This window comes from Halorussus salinus (assembly GCF_004765815.2).
Lineage (GTDB): Archaea > Halobacteriota > Halobacteria > Halobacteriales > Haladaptataceae > Halorussus > Halorussus salinus.
Genome location: NZ_SBIS02000007.1, coordinates 171254 through 188172 on the forward strand (window position 1 = coordinate 171254; position 16919 = coordinate 188172).

The following is a 16919-nucleotide window of genomic DNA, read 5'->3' on the forward strand; positions in this document are numbered from 1 at the left end:
GATGTCCCCACACGACGAACTCGCCGACCTCGCGGCCGACCTCGTGGCGATTCCGACCGAGAACCCGCCGGGCGACGAGCGGCCCTGCGCCGAGTTCGTCGTGGACTGGTTCGAGGAGCGCGACATCGAGGCGCGACTCGTGGAGAAACCGAGCGCCGAGCGCGCCCAAGCGGTCGCGTGGGTCGGCGACGACCCGCGAGCGGAGTCGAGGAGCGAAGACTCGACCGAAACTGACGGCGCGCCCACGCTCGTCCTGAACGGCCACCTCGACGTGGTGCCCGCGGGCGACCCCGACGAGTGGACTCACGACCCCTTCGCCGGAGTCGTCGAGGAGGGCCGCCTCTACGGCCGGGGGAGCGCCGACACGAAGACCAACGTCGCGGCCGCGATGCTCGCGCTCCGGGACCTCCAACAGGAAATCGAGACCGGGAACCTCGACGGGACGCTCCTGTTCCACGGCGCGATGGGCGAGGAGACCGGCCACCCCGGCACCCGGACGCTCATCGAGGAGGGCTACGGCGGCGATTTGGCGGTCGCGCTGGAACCGACCGACTTCCGGGTCGGCACGAGCGCGAAGGGGGTCGCGACCTACCGCGTCGGGGTCTCGGGGTCGGCGTCCCACGCGAGTCGCCCCGACCAAGGCACCAACGCCGTGGACGCCGCGCGGCCCCTCCTCAACGCGATAGATGACTACGACCGTCGCGTGCGCGAGCGCACGGACCCACTGGTCGGCCGGGCGTACGCGACCGTCACCGAGTTCGTCGCGGGAACCGACTCGAACATGGCGGTCCTGCCCGGTCGCGCGGAGTTGCTGTTAGACCGGCGTATCCTGCCCGACGAGAGCTACGACGAGGTAGTGAGCGAAATCGAGGAGTTGCTCGCGGAGGTCGAACGCGAGGAGAACGTCGAGACCGACCTGTCGCTAGTCAAGCACTACGCGTCCGCGGGGATTCCGACCGACCACCTCCTCGCCGAGCGATTTCGCGACCGCTCGGCGGAACTGGCCGACGCGCCCCGAGAGCCGTGGGGACTGGAGGCCGCGACCGACGCCCGCGAGTTCGTGGCCGCCGGGATTCCGGCCATCATCTGGGGCGCGGGCGACCTCGGGCAGGCCCACACCGTGGACGAGTCGGTAGACCTCGCGGACGCCGCGACCGGACTGGAGATTCTGAAGGAAAGCGTGCGTCTGACCCTGCGCGATTCTTAGAGCGCCACGCCGTCGAGGCTCGCGTCGAGGTCTTCGACGTACTCGTTGAACGCTTCGACGAACGCGGGCACGTCCTCGGCGAGTCGGCGCACGTCGTGGGCCGAGGGCGGTTGGTACTGCGAGAGGAGATAGATGCCGCCCTCGCCGCCGACCCGGAGGTACGACGCGCCGCCTTCGTCCCACTTGAGTTCCCAGCGGTTGCCCGCGACGCGGGTCCCCCACGTGCCGTACTCGCCGCCCTCGTACCGGGCGAGTTGGTGGGCCATCCGGTCTGCGACCTCGCGGACGCGCCCGAGGACGCGCTCGCGCTCGGCGACGACCGACTCGGTGGAGGCCACCTCGGGGAACTCGGCGGGCACCTCGTCTAACACGCCGTCGAGCGACCGGACGTACTCGTTGAACGACGCCACGAAGTTCCCGTAGTCGGTCATCGCGTCGGCGAGGGCTTCGGGGTCGGGCGGTTGGTGGGTCGAGACGACGTAGGTCTCGGCTCTGCGGCCCTCGAACAGGAGGAACTGCAACTCGCCCGCCTCGTACTTCACGGTCCACTCGCCGCGGTCGGTCTCGAAGGTGCGCTTGCCGTAGTCGCCGCCCTGAAGCAGGGCGAGTTCGCGGGCGATGGTTCCGGCGTGGTCCCGGACCCGCGCGACCACCTCGTCGCGGCGCTCGGCGGCCTCGTCGGTCGATTCGGCGGGCACGTTGAACTCCTCTGTCATCGGTCGAACTCGGGGCGGCACGGATAAAAGGGTCGTGTCCGACGAGCGAAGCGGACGCGGGAGGTCGGATTTTCGGGTCCGAGACGTTCGTCTTTTCACCCCGGCGCGTGGGGGCGCGGCGCTCGTGGGCCGCGCCCATTCCGCGCGAGGGACGAGCAACGCAGGCCGCAGGCCGAGTAGCACAGGCGGTTGGGGAGGTGTGAGGCCCTCGCGATGCGGAGCGGTGCCGTGCGGTATGATAGGCTCAAGCCTGAAGCCAGCTCTGTCGAGTCGGTTCCACTTTCGTCTCCCTACTCCATCCACCGTCCGGAGTCACGGAAGAACCGACAAAACGCGCTACTCCCGAAACTCGCGGTGAAGCGCCATCCCCTCGTCGGCCAGCACGTCGCCGACGACCGGAATCTCCCGGCCGCGGCGCTCGAATATCTCCCCGCAGGGGACGCTCTCGGGACCGCCGAACTCCTCGGCCAGTCGCGCCGCCGAGACGCTGTAGACGACCCCGCCCAGTCCCGCGATGGCGATGCCGCCCGCGCACATTGGGCACGGTTCGGTGCTGGTGTACATCACCGTCTCGGCGCGCTCCTCGGAAGAGAACTCGCGGGCCGCGCGGCGCGCGAGCGTGAGTTCCGGGTGGAGCGCGATATCGTCGTCGGTGTTCTCGCGGTTGGTCTCGTCCATCACGACCTCGCCGTCGCGGACCAGCACCGAGCCGTACGGCCCGTCGCCGCGCTCGCCCGCCTCGCGGGCGAGGTCGATTGCGCGTCGGACGTGGGTCGGGTGGTCGAGCGCGTCGAGTTCGGCCATAGGTGTAAGCGTCTCGCGCCGCGGACAGAAGAGTTGCGGTCCGGGAACTGAGGTCCAGAGTAGGTCGCTCGGAACTCTCAGCGGCCGACCGAATTTGGGTGCGAGACGAGTGTCGCCGCTAACGAATAACAGGTTGCGGGAAAAGTGGGCCGGCGCGAATTCGAATCGCGGTTACGGCCACCCGAAGGCCGAAGGATACCAAGCTACCCCACCGGCCCGCAGATGGACAAAAGTGGGTCGGAAGTTTAATCCTTCCGGATTCCGCCGACCGCCCGAGGAGAATCGCATTCCCGGACGCCGAGAGTCGCCCGACGGGACCCCCTACGTCGCGCGGTAGAACTCGACGCGCTCGCCGTCGTCCATCGCGGTGCGCTTCTCCAGTTCGCCAGCGTGAACCAGATACTCGAACGCCCACCGGTACCGGTCTTCGGCCGACTGCTCGCCGAGGAGCGCCCCCACGTCCTCCCACGTCGAGTTCGAGTCCTGCTGAACGTTCGCCTCCGCCTGCCGGAATATCTCCTCGATGGAGTAGGCGGTCGGCTTCTCGGCGTCGAGGAAGCCGTAGACGAGTTCGACGACGCTCCGGTCCGGTTCGGCCTGCGCCCACTGCTCGTCGGAGAGTGGCATTGGCTCCCGTAGCGGACGCGCGGCCTTCAGCGTTGTTGCAGGTTCGGGCGGTCGCCCCGGTTGCCGTGACGGTCGCCGGAGTCGTCGGCCGTGCTGTCGGTGCTGTCGTCGTCGGAGTCGGACTCACCCCGCGGTCGGTCGAGACCGCGCAAAAATCCAGATGTTTATAAAAGCAATACGAAGATACGGATTCCGATTTTTTATACGTCCGTTTCCCCGCGCGATTCGACGGTCTCCTCGACGTACGTCACCGCCTCAGCGGCCGAGCCGACGGGTTCGACCCCCGGCGCGTCGTGGGTGCCGATGCCCGCTATCGGGCGGTCGAACACGCCAGCGTAGCCCACCTCCGAGAGCGTGCCGACGCCGCCGTCCACCGCGATAACGGCGTCGCCGTTCATCACGACCAGCGCGTTCCGGGCGTGGCCGAGTCCGGTAGCGATGGGCACGTCCACGTGGGGGTTCGCCGCGGCGCGCTCCTCGCCGGGCAAGATGCCGATGGTCCGCCCGTCGGTCTCGCTCGCGCCGCGACAGGCCGCCTCCATGACTCCGCCCAACCCGCCACAGACGACGGTGTGGCCCCGCTGGGCGAGGCGGCGGCCGACGCGTTCGGCGGACTTGGCTTGCGATTCGGTAACAGTGCTACCGCCGATGACGCTGACTCGCATAGGCGGAGATGGCGTGTGTGGAACCGTAGTGGTATCGCTCGACGGACGGGAAACGACCCGGCGCGCGCCGGGTGACCGGTATCGGTTCGCGCCCATCGCAGTCACCGCGCCGCGACGAAACGCTCGGAGTCGGCGTCAGTACTGCTCGAATCCCTCGGTGTCGAGGTAGTTGTGCGCGACCGTGATGGCGTGGTCGGCGTGGAGGAGTTCCGGTCCGAGGCGCACCCGGCGGTCGGCCGTGTCCCCGAGGAGTCCCGCTTCCTCCTCGCCGAAGTCGTGGTGGTCCGAGAGGACGAAGACCGGGTTCTCGGGGGGTTCCACGTACACGACAGGGTCGCCCTCCTCGTGGAGTTGGACGACGGTGCCCTTGCGGGCGGCCTCCTCCAGTACCGGTTCGAAACCGCGCGTCGAGACGTAGACGCCGGGCGAACTCTCCGCTTCCATGTGGCCGATGGCCTCGCTCTTTTCTTCGAGGGCACCGCGAATCAGGGCCGCCGTGCTTCGCTCGTCGGGGTTGAGCCGACGCAACTCCGACCCCTCGAACCGAACCGTCACCTCGTCCTGCAGGACGAGGAGGACCCGGACCTCCTCGCGAATCGCGTGCGAGAGGAAGAACGCGGAGTTGACGCACCGACACAGCACGTCGAGGCGGCCCGCGCCGCCCGCGAGGTCGTCTAACGAAAAGTCGGGGGTCGTCGGGGCGTCGTGACCGAGAACGATGAACTGGCGCATGGGAGTTGGTTTTCCGGCGGGCGTAATACGCGCGTCGGAAGCAAATTACTCGTCGTCGGCCGCGACGCGACCGTCGGCGGTCGTCGTTTCGGGTTCGAGTTGCACGCGGTCGATGGCAACACCGTCGAATGCCTTGTCGCTAGAGAGGATTTCTTCCCCCGCCAGCGCCGCGTGGAAGGCGTCGAAGACGTTCAGCCCCTCGTCGATGTACTCCGACGCTTGAAACACGGCCTCCTCGTCGATGTCGGCGTCGGTCATCTCTAAGATACTGATTGCGGCCCGTTCTCGGTCGAACGGGAACTGTTCCTCTATGAGAAACAGTTCCACGAAGGTCGTCATAGACACTTCGAGGTCGTCTCCGTACTCGTCGTACAGCTTTTCGGCTCTCTCGGTCAACCAGTCGTCGTCTTTCAGGAGTGCGACCCAGAAATCCGTGTCAGCGTACATGTTCCTCCGCCTCCTCGCGACCGCGTTCGAGACCCGCTTCGCGTAGTTCTTCGGTAGAAGCCGACTTGAACTCGTCACTGGCGGCCGAGCGAAGGGCTTCGAGTGGGTCTTCCGGAATCGGAATTAGTTTGATTCCACTTCGAAGTTCGACGAGTCGATACTCGTCACCGTATCTATCGCGCGTCTCTCGCGGAATCGTGATACGTCCGCGCTCGTCTGTCGATACCTTAGACATACTTACCGAATCTTCGTCGTGGGTTTACTTATTAGTATCCCCACGCTACAACTATGAAATGGGATTTTGGAATCCGTAGTCCCATTCTGGCACATCCACTCGATAGCCAGCGAAAGAAGAAACCCAGCAGTTCCGAGAATCGACCGTTCAGGCGGCGCTTACAACCCTCCCGAACGGGAAAATCGCCGGACTCCGCCGACCCCCGACCGACCCGACCAAACCTCGTAATCATCGGTTAGCAGAGCCACGCCCGGAGAATCCGCCACGGCGAACCCGACCGTCCGCCGACCGCGAACTTCGTGTGGCACCGCCTGAAACCTCGTATGTCGCTGTATAACTATGGGTAAGACGCCCGACCTGTCGAAGTACAGCCGATAAGCCCGCCGCGACTCGCGGTCAGTGGCGGAGTAACGGACGGCTATCGGCGTTAGGGACACCAAACTATGAAGCTCGCAATGATAGGCTTCGGGCAGGCCGGAGGGAAGATAGTGGACAAGTTCGTCGAGTACGACCGGGGGACGGGCGCTAACGTCGTCCGGTCGGCTATCGCGGTCAACACCGCGAAAGCGGACCTCGCGGGACTCGAACACGTCCCCGAGCGAAACCGCGTCCTCATCGGACAGGCCCGCGTGAAGGGCCACGGCGTCGGCGCGGACAACGAACTGGGCGCGGAGATAGCCGAGGAGGACATCGACGAGATTCAGGGCGCGCTGGACGACGTGGCGGTCCACGAGATAGACGCGTTCCTCGTGGTCGCTGGCATGGGCGGGGGCACCGGGTCGGGCGGCGCGCCCGTCCTCGCCAGTCACCTCAAGCGCATCTACACCGAACCCGTCTACGGACTGGGCGTCCTGCCCGCCGAGGACGAGGGCGGCATCTACACGCTGAACGCCGCGCGGTCGTTCAAGACCTTCGTGGACGAGGTGGACAACCTGTTGGTCTTCGACAACGACGCGTGGCGAGAGACCGGCGAGTCGGTTCGGGGCGGCTACGACCGCATCAACGACGAGATAGTCCGACGCTTCGGCATCCTCTTCTCGGCGGGCGAGGTCCGGGAAGGCGAGGCCGTCGGCGAGAGCGTCGTGGACTCCAGCGAGATAATCAACACCCTGTCGTGCGGCGGTATCTCGACGGTCGGCTACGCCACCGAGGAGGTCGAGACGGCGGGCGGCGGCGGACTCCTCGGCCGGTTCTCGGAGGACGACCTCGACGCGACGGAGACGACCAACCGCATCACGAGTCTCGTCCGGAAGGCCGCGCTCGGGCGGCTCACGCTCCCCTGCGAGGTCCGAAGCACCGACCGCTCGCTCGTGGTCGTCAGCGGTCCGCAGGACCACCTCAACCGGAAGGGCATCGAGCGCGGCCGCCAGTGGCTCGAAAACGAGACCGCCAGCATGGAGGTCCGTGGCGGCGACTACCCGCTGGACGACACCGACCACGTCGCGGCGGTGACGCTCCTCTCGGGCGTCACGGACGTGCCGCGCGTCGAGGAGCTACAGGATGTCGCCGTCGAGGCCCAAGACAACATCGCGGACATCGAGGACGAGAGCGACGAGAATCTGGAGAGCCTGATTCGAGACGACGGCGACGAACTGGAAGCGCTGTTCTGAGGCTTCGGCGACGACCGGAGTAGTCGATTGGTTTGGGTTGGAGTGCGATACCGTTCTCGCGGCCGTCTTTCGTCGGGACTCGTCCGAACAGTCCCGTGACCGGTCCGCTCGCGCGTGCAGTCACACGGCCGCGACCTGCTACTGTGGGACCGAAAACTCCCGTGGAAAACGAGCGGCGGTCGAGCGACTCGCGTTCGGAGAGTCGTCGTGGAGGGCGAAACTCGGCCTACCAGACGCGGGCTGCGGGCGTACCGCACTCCTCGCAGACGACCGCGGCGTCGCCCTTGAACTCCTCGCGGGCCAGCGCGCCCGTCGCACACCAACTACAGTCGTCGCCGACGAGCGCGGCGAGGACCGCGTCCGACGTGTCTTGCGAAGTTACCTGTTGCATCGTTCGGAACAGAACGGCACCGATATTTGAAACTACCGGAACTATCACGATGACTGACACGGTTCTAACGCGACCGAACCACAATTTTCAGCAATCCCAATGTAGTTCTCAGTCGCGCTCGCCGAGGAGTGCCGCCGCGGCGTCGCGGTCGGCGGGCGTGTTGACGTTCACGCGCTCGGCGTCCAGCGCCATTGCTTCGACGTGCGCCCCCGCTCGAAGCAGGACGCCGAGCGCGTCGGCGAGTTCGTACTCGCCGCGGTCGGACGGCCGGACGAGCGAGAGGGCGTCGAAAATCTCGGCGGGCAGGACGTACGCGCCGGTCGTCGCCAGCGTCGAGGACGGGTCGGCCGGTTTCTCCTCGATTTCGGTGACGCGGTGGCGCTCGCCGGGGTCGTCGGAACCCGAATCGACGCGGACCACGCCGGTCTCGCGCGCCGCGGCGAGGTCCACTTCTTCGACGGCGAGTACCGCATCTACGTCGTCGGCCCGCTGGCGGGCGATATGCGGGCGCAAGTCGCCCGCGACCACGTTGTCACCGTTCAGGACGACGACGGGACCATCGACGTACGACTCGGCCTGTAAGACGGCGTGGCCGAGACCCAACCGCTCGTCCTGTTCGACGTACGAGAGCGCGACTCCGGCGGCGCTGTCGCCGAAGCGGTCCCGAATCGCGTCGCCCTCGTAGCCCACTACGACGACGATTTCGTCCACGCCGCTGTCCGCCAGCGTCTCGAACACGTGCCCGAGGAGCGGCCGTCCGGCGACCTCGACCAGTCCCTTCGGCTTCTCGTCGGTCAGCGGCCGGAGGCGGGTCCCCTCACCCGCGGCCGGAACGACTCCGAGCATGCCTCCGGGTTGGACGCCGAGCGACCTGTACCTGCCGACCGTCCGGGACCGCCGACCCCAAACCGCTGACCCGAAACCGCCGACCGAGTATTCTTGACGGTGGCACGCCACGCTTCCGCATGGACCTCACGCTCGACCACGTTCCGTTCGCGTACCACGACTTGGACGAGATTACCGCGGAGTTCGACCGCCTCGGCCTGTCGCCCGACTACGGCGGCGTCCACGACAACGGCGTCACCCACATGGCCGTGCTGGGGTTCGACGACCGGTCGTACGTCGAACTCATCGCCGAGCGAGGAGACGGCGACCACGACTTCTGGCCCGAGTACATCCGCGCCGACGCCGGGCCCGCCGACTGGTGCGTCCGGGTCCCCGACATCGTCGCGGAGTGCAAACGCTATCTGGACGCGGGCTACGCCGTCCGGGGACCGCTGTACGGTTCCCGCGAGCGCGACGACGGGCGGCTCGTGGAGTGGGACCGCGCCGAGTTCGGGGGCGACGACGGCCTCCTCCCGTTCGCCATCGAGGACCGGACGCCGCTCTCGGCTCGCGTCGCGCCGAGCGAGAGCGTCGCGGGCGGACCGCTGACTGGGTTGGGGCAAGTGGTGCTGGGCGTCGCGGACCTCGACGCCGCCGTCCGGCGATTCCGCGAGCATCACCGGTTTCCCGAACCGGTCGAGGAGACCGTTCCCCGGTTCGGCACGGTGGCGTCGTTCCCCGGTCGGCCGGTGGCGCTCGCCGCGCCCGAGGGCGAGGGGTGGCTCGCCGACAGAATCGCCGCGTTCGGCGACGGTCCCTGCGCGTGCCTGCTGGCGACCGACGATTTGGACGCGGCGCGCGACGCCTACCCCCTGCGAGAACCCGAATCGTGGCCCGACGGAGAAGTAGCCACCTTCGACAGCGACCTGTTGGGTTCCCGACTCGGCGTGGTCGAGCGAGAGGAAACGTAGCTCGTCGGGAGCCGCGGCGGACTACGCTTCCAGAATCTCCACGAGGTTGCCCTCCGGGTCGCGGACGAACAGGATTTTCGTCCCGCTGGCGGTCGTCCGCGGTTCGCTCAGCGTCTCGACCTCGGGCGGGAGTTCTGCGTAGAAGCTATCGAGGTCCTCGACCGCGAGTCCGAGGTGCTTCGCTCCGGGCTGGTTGACTGTCTCTGCGTGGGACTCCTCGCCCTCGGGGTCGTAGGCCACGAGTTCGACGCGGGCCGACCCCGCGTCGAGGTGTGCGAACTCGCCGGTCGCACCCGGTACGCCGACGCCCTCGGCGAACTCCTCGCCCGACACGGAGAACCTGTCCAGCACGTCGAGACCCAGCACGTCGCGGTAGAACGCGACCGCGCGGTCGAGGTCCGTCACCGTCACGCCAGTGTGGTGTGCAGTTAGCTCTGTCGTCGTCACACCGAGGAGGTGGGCCAGACGGGCAAAGTCCTGTCCGTTCGGTTTGCCGAGCGAACCTGTTTCCTCGTCGGACCTTCGTAGCGTTTATACCCTACTCACGACATTCGCCCACCATGAGTACTGTACGCGAGGCGACCGACGCCCTCCTCGAGGAGAAACCCGGCCTCGAATCGGACCTCCGCGAGGTCCTCGCGGTGGACGAGCGCGCCGACGGCTGGACCTTCGACGACGTGCCCGTGGACTCGGGCACCTTCGGCGAACTCGTCTCCCGCGACATCGTCGCCGAGAACGGCGACGGGTACGAAGTCGCCGACCCCGACGCCGTCCGCGCGGGTCTCGATGGAGATTCGGAAACCGCGGACGACGCGGGCAAGAGCGGTGGCCCGTCGCTCTCGTCGCTCTCGCTCGGATCGCTCCCCTCGCTTTCGCGGCTCGAAGCGGGCGCGCTCACTGGCGCGCTGGCGTTCCTTGTCCTGATGAGAACCTACATCTTCCCGAGCGTCTTCCGGGGCGAGTACGTCGTCCTGCCCTCGAACGACCCCTACTACTACCGCTACTGGGTCGAACAGCTCTCCGCGGAGGCGACCGGCGTCTTCGACTTCAGCGTCCTCTCGGGACTCCCCGATGCCGTGGCGAAGGGCGAACCGCTGATGGTCGGGACGCTCTGGTGGTTCACGAACCTCCTCGGCGGAGCCGACGCCGCTGGGTGGGTACTGGCGTGGTACCCCGTGGTCTCTGCGCTCGTCGTCGGACTCCTCGTCTACGCGCTGGCGGTCCGGGTCACCGACGACCGCCGGGTCGCGCTCGCCTCCGTCGTATTCCTCGCGGTAATTCCCGCGTTCGCCTACCGGACCGGCCTCGGGTTCGCCGACCACCACGCCTTCGACTACCCGTGGCTCGCGCTGACCGCGCTCGCGCTGGTCTGGCTCTCGGGCGTCGAGCGCGAGGAGCTTTCGTCTCCGAAGCCGTGGCTCGCCGCCGCCGCCCTCGGCGTCGCAGTCGCCGGGCAGGTGATGGCGTGGGAGGCCGGATCGCTCCTCGTCGGCGCTATCGGCGTCTTCGCCGCGGTCCGAGCGGCCGCCGACGTTCGCGCCGACCGGTCGCCGCTCGTCGCGAGCGCGCCGCTCCTCGGCGGACTGGCGGTTGCCGCCTTGCTTTCGCATTTCGCACACACCGGGTTCGGGTGGCACACCGACGTAGTGGCCTACTCTCCGGCGCTGTTGCTCGTCGGCGTGCTGGGCGTCTCGCTTGCGGGCGAGGCAGTGCGTCGGGCCGGGATGCCCGCGTTCGTCCTCGGAGGTGCCGAAGTCGCAGGTGGGTTGAGTGCGCTGGCCCTCCTCCAGTTCGTCCTGCCGACGTACGCGAGCCGCCTGTACAGTCAACTTGACGTTCTCCTTTTCAACTCCGGTCCCGCCGAGACGCAATCTCTCTTCTCGGGCGGCCCCCAAGGGTTCCTCCTCGGTCCGATTCTGGAACTCGGCTTCGCGTGGCTGCTCGCCGTCCCGATGCTGGCGCTAGTCGGGTGGCGGGCCTACCGGCGCGAGAACGTCCTGTGGCTAGTCGTCTGCACTTACGCCGGGTACTTCCTCGTGCTAGCGACGTTTCAGCGCCGGTTCGTCGGCGAGTTCGCCCCCTTCGCGGCCGTACTGGCGGGCTACGGCTTCGTCGCGTTCGCGGCGAAACTTGACGTAATCTCGGCGCTCGATTTCGGCGACGACGACCCGCGAGGAGAGGAGGACTCCCAGCCCTCGCTCGCCCTGCCTGACAGGGGGACCGCCGCGACCCTCGCGGTACTCCTCGTGTTCGTCGTTAGCGCGGGCGGGGTCCAAACCGCGGTCCGCCACCAACAGGTGAAAATCGTAGACAATAAGTTTGAGGCGGCGACTTGGATGGACGGCTACGCGACGGAGCAGGACTGGGAGTACCCCGAGAACTATGTCCTGAGCAAGTGGGGCCGCAACCGGATGTACAACTACTTCGTGAACGGTCATTCCAGTGCGTACGGCTTCGCCAGAGACCACTACGAGGCTTTTCTCTCGTCGTCGGATCCCGAAGCACAATATCTACAATTACGTGAGAGAGTCGGCTTCGTCGTGACGAAGAACGTTGATTTGAACGGGCAAGTTGCACCGAGGACCAACTACGCACGACTCCACAAGCGGTTCGGGAGTGCCGGACCGAACGGTGCGAGCGGCGCGGGTCACTACCGGGCGCTCTACGCGAGCGACGACGGATCGGTGAAGGTGTTCTCGCTAGTTCCGGGTGCGAATCTTACGGGAACCGTCAAGAGCAACGAGACCGTGACCGTCTCGAAGCAAATCCAAGTCGAGGGCGCGTCGTTCACGTACCGGCGGAACGTTCGAGCCGGTCCCGATGGAAAGCTCGCTGTAACGGTTCCCTACGCGGGGTCATACTCAGTCGGGAACTCGACAGTCGAGGTGCCCGAGAGCGCCGTCGAGAACGGCGGTAACATCACGGTCGGCGCGTAAGAGTCAGCACGGACTGTCAACGCTGCCACAACGAGGACTCGGACGAGGCCGAACCCGAATCTGCCCCAGTGGCTTTTTCTTAATCGACGTTGCCATCCGTCGTAATGCGAATACTCGTTACCGGAGGAGCGGGCTTCATCGGCGGCCACCTCGCCGAGGAGTTCGCCCGCGACGGCCACGACGTGGTCGCGCTCGACAACTTCGAACCGTTCTACGACACGGGAATCAAGGAACACAACGTCGAGGCCGCGCGCGAGGCGGCCGCGGAGAGCGATGGCTCCTACGAACTGGTCGAGGGCGACGTGCGCGACGAGGAGGCCGTCTCCAAACAGGTCGCCGACGCGGACTACGTCTTCCATCAGGCCGCCCAAGCCGGAGTCCGAACGAGCGTCGAGGAGCCCCAGAAGGTCAACGACATCAACGTCTCGGGGACGCTCAACGTCCTCGAAGCGGCGCGGGACTCCGACACCGAGCGCGTCGTCGTCGCCTCCTCGTCGTCGGTGTACGGCAAGCCCGAGTACCTCCCCTACGACGAGGAGCATCCGAACACGCCCGTCAGCCCCTACGGTGCCTCCAAAGTCGCCCAAGAGCAGTACGCCAGAGTCTACAACGAAGTGTACGGCCTGCCGACGGTCTCCCTGCGGTACTTCACGGTGTACGGCCCGCGGATGCGGCCGAACATGGCCATCAGCAACTTCGTCTCGCGCTGTATGAACGGCGAGCCGCCAGTCATCTACGGCGACGGCACCCAGACGCGGGACTTCACCTTCGTCGGCGACGTGGTCGAGGCGAATCGCACCCTGCTGGAGACCGACGCCGCGGACGGCGAGGCGATGAACATCGGGAGTACCGACAACATCGAGATTCGGGTGTTGGCCGAGGAGATACGCGACCAACTCGCGCCCGACCTCGAACTGGAGTTCGGCGAGCGCAACGACGCCGACGCCGAACACACTCACGCCGACATCTCGAAGGCGAGCGACCTCCTCGGCTACGAGCCGACTACGACCATCCGGGAGGGCGTCGAGGAGTTCACCGAGTGGTACCGGGCGAATCGGGAGTGGTACGAACCGCTCGTTCGGAACTCCTGAAGTGTCAGCCCGTCACACAGATAGGGGACTCCATAGCTTTTAAGCTAACTGACTGTGCGAGATAGCGTGATGGTGTCGGGACATCAGTATCGAGTCGTGAGCGTCGTCGGGACCCTGCTGGGGACAGTGGCGGCCGTGGTCGTCACCAACCACCCCGCGGCGCAGTGGCTGACGACGGTCGTTCCGGTGTTCCGGCGACTCCCGGCGAACGTATTGACGGGCGACAAGTTGACGCTCGCGGCGGTGACGAGCGCGCTCATCGTCCTCGGGTGTCTCCTCCCGCTGTTCAAACCTCGTCCTCGGCGCATCCTCGACACGATTCTGCTGACCCAGAAGCGCGTGGTCGTCGCCGGGTTCGCCATGGCGACGGTCGGCTACTTCGACTGGAGCTATCCGCTTCCGCGCTCGACGCTCGCGCTGACGGTCGTCGTCATGCTGGTCGCGTTCCCGGTGTGGTTCGTCGCCATCGGTTACCGGCCCGGCCGCGAGGAGCGAGCGGTCGTCGTCGGCGACGACCCCGAGGAGATTCGGGACGTTCTCGACGCGACCGACGTACCGGTGGTCGGCTACGTCTCGCCGCCGAGCCCCTACTACGAAGGCGAGCGCGGCGTCGCCACCCCGGCCGTCGCCGACGGGAGCGGCGAGGGGGCACTCGACGACCTCGACTGTCTGGGCGGTCTCTCGCGGCTGGACGAGGTGCTGGTCGAGTACGACGTGGACACCGCAGTACTGGCGTTCGCCCATCCCGACCGCGCGGAGTTCTTCGGTGCGCTCGACGCCTGCTACGAACGCGGCGTGGACGCGAAGGTCCACCGCGACCATGCCGACGACGTGCTGACCGCCACGACGGCGACGGGCAACGAGACGATAGTGGACATCGAACTCGAACCGTGGGACTGGCAGGACTACGTGTTCAAGCGGGTCTTCGACGTGGCGTTCGCGGCGGTAGGCTTGCTGGCGTTCGCTCCTCTTATCGCGGTCATCGCTGTGGCTATCAAGCTCGACAGCCCCGGCCCGGTGTTCTACAGTCAAGAGCGCACCGCGGAACTAGGCGAGACCTTCGAGGTGTACAAGTTTCGGAGCATGGTGACCGACGCCGAGGCCGAGACCGGCGCGACCATCAGCGACGAGGACGCTGGCGGCGTGGACCCGCGAGTCACGCGCGTCGGGCGATTCCTCCGCCAGACGCATCTGGACGAAGTTCCGCAACTCTGGTCGATTCTGGTCGGCGACATGAGCGTCGTGGGACCGCGACCCGAACGCCCCGAGTTGGACGCCGACATCCGGTCGGGCGTCGTCGAGTGGCGCAAGCGATGGTTCATCAAGCCAGGGCTGACTGGGTTGGCGCAGATTAACGGCGCGACGGGCCACAAACCCGAGAAGAAGTTGCGCTACGACGTAGAGTACGTCCGCAAGCAGTCGTTCTGGTTCGACCTGAAGATTGTTATTCGGCAGGTGTGGGGCGTGCTGGAAGACGTGAAACGGTCACTGCGCAAGCGGGAATAGACTCCGGCACCTCTCCGAAACGGTTGGTCGTCGCTGAAGAACAGAAGTTAGCCAGTTGGAGGATAGAGATCACTTGGGGCGACAAAACCACGGATAACCGCGCTCAGTCACTTCGTAGTCGAGTTGCTCGAAGAACGAACGAAGTTTTCCGTCACGTGTCTCGCCGTCGGAGATTTCGTGACGTTCGAAGTAGATATTCGGTTCGTAGTTCTGAATGACCTGTTCGGCACCTCGTAGGACTTCGAGACCTAGACCTTCTACGTCGATTTTCAGATAGTCCGGTGGTTCGATTTCACCGTCGGCAACGAGACCGTCGAGCGTCTCGACCGAGACGGTAGTGGTCCCGATTATCTCCTCGTCGCCGTACTTGGCGTTATACCTATTGAACGAGCTTCGTCCCGACTGAGACGACATGTAGAAAGTCGACTCGTCGGAGGCGCTGGACAGGCCGAGATTCATCGGTTCGATTCGGTCTGGGCTTGCAGAGGCCGCGACGTTTTTCCGGAATTTCTCGAACGTCTGGGGATTCGGTTCGAACGCGTAAACGCGACACCCCTTTTCGGCTAGCGGTAGAGAGTAATCGCCTACGTTTGCACCGATGTCAAGGACTACGTCGCCCGCAGAAGCCTCCGCGAGTATCGTTTCGAGCATCGGTTCGGACCCCGGCGGTTCGAGATTGTAACTCTTGTATCGGACCCCGTCGATTTCCTTTCCGAGTGGCCAAATCTCATACTCGTAGTTTGCCTCTTCGATTTTCCTCCCTATCGTTATCAGACTGTCTGGGAGATTGGACAATAGCTGTCTACTGGTCATTCGGTGTGAACCTCGTAGCGTGTAGTATAAAAATAGGGGTTAAGTCGATTGCGGTATCCCTACCCGTGAAATCACACCGACGCGACGAGCAACGCCGATACACGAAACTGTCGTCGTTCCGTATCGCTACTTTGTCAGTAATTCCTTATAGAGGGCTTCCGTGTCGTCGAGAAACCGTTCCTCGCTGAACCGAGTTTCCGCCCGTAGTCGGGCGTTTCGGCCGTATTGACGTCGGCGATCTGTCTCCGAAAGGAGTTCGTTGATAGCGTTCGCTAGTGCGGTCGAGTCCCGAGGAGGGACCGTCAGTCCGGTCTCACCGTCCTGACTCACCCACGGTACGCCGGACGGCAGGTCGGTGTTGACCACCGGCGTGCCATGAGCCATCGCCTCCAACTGGACGATGCCGAACGCTTCGCTCGGGACCGACGACGGGAGGACGAACACGTCGGCCCTGTTGTACAGGCGGTGGAGCTGTTCGTCGGTTACGTAGCCAAGGAACCGAACTCGCTCCTCAATACCAAGCGATCCGACATGGGCTTCGAGGGCCTCCCGCCGATCACCGTCGCCCGCTATCAGAAGCGTAGCATCGACATCAACCATCGCCTCGACGAGATACTCTAATCCCTTGTAGTAGATGAGTCGCCCAGCGAACAGCAGGACCGGTTGCGAGTCATCCACCTCGGAGACAGCGGTCGAGTCGTCTTCGAAGCGATTTGCGTTGGAGCTGTCACTATCGAGGTCGGAAACGGGATACTCGTCGAGGTCCACGGCGAGGGGAATCACCTCGCACTTGTCCTCGTACTGTGGGAGAACCTGTGAGTGTTCAACCAGCGCGGGCGAGGTGGCGAGGATGCGGTCGGCGCGATCAAGGAAGCGTTCGAGAAACGGACGGTAAGCGCGGGCGATAGCCGCTTGTCGCACGATGTCGCTATGATAGGTCACGACGACAGTGACATCTGTCGGGGCAGTAGCGAGATGCGAAATCGCGGCGAGTGGGTGTGGAAGATGATAGTGAACCACATCGTGCGTACGAACGAGTCGTCGGATGTGGAGCGGGAGCGTCGGTGCGAGCGGTACCGAGAGAAGTTTACCGATACTGCCCACCCTATGAACCTGAACACTATTGACGCGGTCGCGTCTGCCGGTCCCCTGCGGGACGGCCGAGAGGACCGACACGTCGTGACCGCGATTAGCCAGTCCCTCCGAAAGCTGTTGGACCACCTGTTCTATTCCGCCGGTATGAGGAGGATAGAACTGACTCACTTGAAGTACGTCCATGTATTGGAGAACTGATAGCCACTGTTCGCCATTATATCTACCTTTTCCAATCTCAGAGCCGCTTC

Annotated in this window: 17 protein-coding genes, 1 tRNA gene and 1 pseudogene; 6 read left to right on the forward strand and 13 right to left on the reverse strand. The window is 65.4% G+C overall.

Going from position 1 to position 16919, the window contains the following annotated elements; genetic code table 11:
• Position 1 precedes the first annotated feature (1 nt).
• Positions 2–1207, forward strand: a complete 1206-nt coding sequence (locus EPL00_RS14395) for a M20 family metallopeptidase (RefSeq protein ID WP_135853719.1) — start codon at positions 2–4, stop codon at positions 1205–1207.
• On the opposite strand, the gene EPL00_RS14400 is transcribed toward EPL00_RS14395, so the two are convergent.
• From EPL00_RS14400 to EPL00_RS14430, 7 genes are all read right to left on the reverse strand, one after another.
• Positions 1204–1923, reverse strand: coding sequence for a hypothetical protein (locus EPL00_RS14400; RefSeq protein WP_135853718.1), 720 nt, complete (start codon positions 1921–1923; stop codon positions 1204–1206). The two genes, EPL00_RS14395 and EPL00_RS14400, sit on opposite strands and share 4 nt — an antisense overlap.
• A gap of 336 nt (positions 1924–2259) precedes the next feature.
• Positions 2260–2727, reverse strand: a complete 468-nt coding sequence (locus EPL00_RS14405) for a nucleoside deaminase (RefSeq protein WP_135853717.1) — start codon at positions 2725–2727, stop codon at positions 2260–2262.
• A 145-nt stretch (positions 2728–2872) separates the two neighbouring features.
• A tRNA-Pro gene (locus tag EPL00_RS14410) sits at positions 2873–2945 on the reverse strand.
• 103 nt (positions 2946–3048) lie between these two features.
• The gene (locus EPL00_RS14415; RefSeq protein ID WP_135853716.1) at positions 3049–3354 is read right to left on the reverse strand and encodes a hypothetical protein; all 306 of its coding nucleotides are present in this window, start codon (positions 3352–3354) and stop codon (positions 3049–3051) included.
• 200 nt (positions 3355–3554) lie between these two features.
• Positions 3555–4019 carry a TIGR00725 family protein gene (locus EPL00_RS14420; RefSeq protein ID WP_135853715.1) on the reverse strand — a complete coding sequence of 155 codons (465 nt, stop codon included), beginning with the start codon at positions 4017–4019 and terminating at the stop codon, positions 3555–3557.
• A gap of 135 nt (positions 4020–4154) precedes the next feature.
• Positions 4155–4751: a tRNA (pseudouridine(54)-N(1))-methyltransferase TrmY gene (gene trmY, locus EPL00_RS14425; RefSeq protein WP_135853714.1), complete on the reverse strand. Its 597-nt coding sequence runs from the start codon at positions 4749–4751 to the stop codon at positions 4155–4157.
• A 45-nt stretch (positions 4752–4796) separates the two neighbouring features.
• A complete protein-coding gene (locus EPL00_RS14430) occupies positions 4797–5198 on the reverse strand; it encodes a PIN domain-containing protein (RefSeq protein WP_135853713.1) in 402 nt (133 codons plus the stop codon).
• Between the two features lie 678 nt (positions 5199–5876).
• On the opposite strand from EPL00_RS14430, the gene EPL00_RS14435 reads away from it, so the two are divergent.
• Positions 5877–7043, forward strand: coding sequence for a tubulin/FtsZ family protein (locus tag EPL00_RS14435; protein ID WP_135853711.1), 1167 nt, complete (start codon positions 5877–5879; stop codon positions 7041–7043).
• Positions 7044–7269: 226 nt separating this feature from the next.
• On the opposite strand, the gene EPL00_RS23595 is transcribed toward EPL00_RS14435, so the two are convergent.
• Positions 7270–7434 (reverse strand): HVO_A0556 family zinc finger protein, encoded by a 165-nt coding sequence (locus tag EPL00_RS23595; RefSeq protein WP_202932651.1) that lies wholly within the window; start codon positions 7432–7434, stop codon positions 7270–7272.
• 108 nt (positions 7435–7542) lie between these two features.
• On the reverse strand, positions 7543–8280 hold the full coding sequence (locus tag EPL00_RS14440) for a nucleotidyltransferase family protein (protein WP_135853710.1): 738 nt from the start codon (positions 8278–8280) through the stop codon (positions 7543–7545).
• Between the two features lie 119 nt (positions 8281–8399).
• On the opposite strand from EPL00_RS14440, the gene EPL00_RS14445 reads away from it, so the two are divergent.
• Positions 8400–9230, forward strand: coding sequence for a VOC family protein (locus tag EPL00_RS14445; RefSeq protein WP_135853709.1), 831 nt, complete (start codon positions 8400–8402; stop codon positions 9228–9230).
• Positions 9231–9251: 21 nt separating this feature from the next.
• On the opposite strand, the gene EPL00_RS14450 is transcribed toward EPL00_RS14445, so the two are convergent.
• Positions 9252–9677 carry a VOC family protein gene (locus tag EPL00_RS14450; protein ID WP_135853708.1) on the reverse strand — a complete coding sequence of 142 codons (426 nt, stop codon included), beginning with the start codon at positions 9675–9677 and terminating at the stop codon, positions 9252–9254.
• Between the two features lie 113 nt (positions 9678–9790).
• Between EPL00_RS14450 and EPL00_RS14455 the strand changes: the two genes are divergently transcribed.
• The 3 genes from EPL00_RS14455 (at position 9791) to EPL00_RS14465 (ending at position 14763) form a co-directional block, all read left to right on the forward strand.
• Entirely contained in the window at positions 9791–12166 is a 2376-nt protein-coding gene (locus EPL00_RS14455) for an STT3 domain-containing protein (protein WP_135853707.1), read from the forward strand.
• A gap of 104 nt (positions 12167–12270) precedes the next feature.
• Entirely contained in the window at positions 12271–13257 is a 987-nt protein-coding gene (locus EPL00_RS14460; protein ID WP_135853706.1) for an SDR family NAD(P)-dependent oxidoreductase, read from the forward strand.
• Positions 13258–13326: 69 nt separating this feature from the next.
• The gene (locus EPL00_RS14465) at positions 13327–14763 is read left to right on the forward strand and encodes a sugar transferase (protein WP_135853705.1); all 1437 of its coding nucleotides are present in this window, start codon (positions 13327–13329) and stop codon (positions 14761–14763) included.
• Between the two features lie 69 nt (positions 14764–14832).
• Here the strand turns inward: EPL00_RS14465 and EPL00_RS14470 are convergent, their stop codons facing one another.
• The 3 genes and pseudogenes from EPL00_RS14470 to EPL00_RS23835 all read right to left on the reverse strand — a co-directional run.
• Positions 14833–15576, reverse strand: coding sequence for an FkbM family methyltransferase (locus EPL00_RS14470; RefSeq protein ID WP_135853704.1), 744 nt, complete (start codon positions 15574–15576; stop codon positions 14833–14835).
• A 126-nt stretch (positions 15577–15702) separates the two neighbouring features.
• Positions 15703–16344 (reverse strand): glycosyltransferase, encoded by a 642-nt coding sequence (locus EPL00_RS23830; protein WP_238398228.1) that lies wholly within the window; start codon positions 16342–16344, stop codon positions 15703–15705.
• 48 nt (positions 16345–16392) lie between these two features.
• A pseudogene (locus tag EPL00_RS23835) lies at positions 16393–16854 on the reverse strand (glycosyltransferase); the annotation flags it as partial.
• Between the last annotated feature and the right edge of the window lie 65 nt (positions 16855–16919).

Bases quoted from the DNA above. Each gene is read 5' to 3' on its own strand.
- EPL00_RS14395 (WP_135853719.1), top strand. From the start codon at position 2: ATGTCCCCACACGACGAACTCGCCGACCTCGCGGCCGACCTCGTGGCG.
- EPL00_RS14400 (WP_135853718.1), bottom strand. From the start codon at position 1,923: ATGACAGAGGAGTTCAACGTGCCCGCCGAATCGACCGACGAGGCCGCC.
- EPL00_RS14405 (WP_135853717.1), bottom strand. From the start codon at position 2,727: ATGGCCGAACTCGACGCGCTCGACCACCCGACCCACGTCCGACGCGCA.
- EPL00_RS14415 (WP_135853716.1), bottom strand. From the start codon at position 3,354: ATGCCACTCTCCGACGAGCAGTGGGCGCAGGCCGAACCGGACCGGAGC.
- EPL00_RS14420 (WP_135853715.1), bottom strand. From the start codon at position 4,019: ATGCGAGTCAGCGTCATCGGCGGTAGCACTGTTACCGAATCGCAAGCC.
- trmY (WP_135853714.1), bottom strand. From the start codon at position 4,751: ATGCGCCAGTTCATCGTTCTCGGTCACGACGCCCCGACGACCCCCGAC.
- EPL00_RS14430 (WP_135853713.1), bottom strand. From the start codon at position 5,198: ATGTACGCTGACACGGATTTCTGGGTCGCACTCCTGAAAGACGACGAC.
- EPL00_RS14435 (WP_135853711.1), top strand. From the start codon at position 5,877: ATGAAGCTCGCAATGATAGGCTTCGGGCAGGCCGGAGGGAAGATAGTG.
- EPL00_RS23595 (WP_202932651.1), bottom strand. From the start codon at position 7,434: ATGCAACAGGTAACTTCGCAAGACACGTCGGACGCGGTCCTCGCCGCG.
- EPL00_RS14440 (WP_135853710.1), bottom strand. From the start codon at position 8,280: ATGCTCGGAGTCGTTCCGGCCGCGGGTGAGGGGACCCGCCTCCGGCCG.
- EPL00_RS14445 (WP_135853709.1), top strand. From the start codon at position 8,400: ATGGACCTCACGCTCGACCACGTTCCGTTCGCGTACCACGACTTGGAC.
- EPL00_RS14455 (WP_135853707.1), top strand. From the start codon at position 9,791: ATGAGTACTGTACGCGAGGCGACCGACGCCCTCCTCGAGGAGAAACCC.
- EPL00_RS14460 (WP_135853706.1), top strand. From the start codon at position 12,271: ATGCGAATACTCGTTACCGGAGGAGCGGGCTTCATCGGCGGCCACCTC.
- EPL00_RS14465 (WP_135853705.1), top strand. From the start codon at position 13,327: ATGGTGTCGGGACATCAGTATCGAGTCGTGAGCGTCGTCGGGACCCTG.
- EPL00_RS14470 (WP_135853704.1), bottom strand. From the start codon at position 15,576: ATGACCAGTAGACAGCTATTGTCCAATCTCCCAGACAGTCTGATAACG.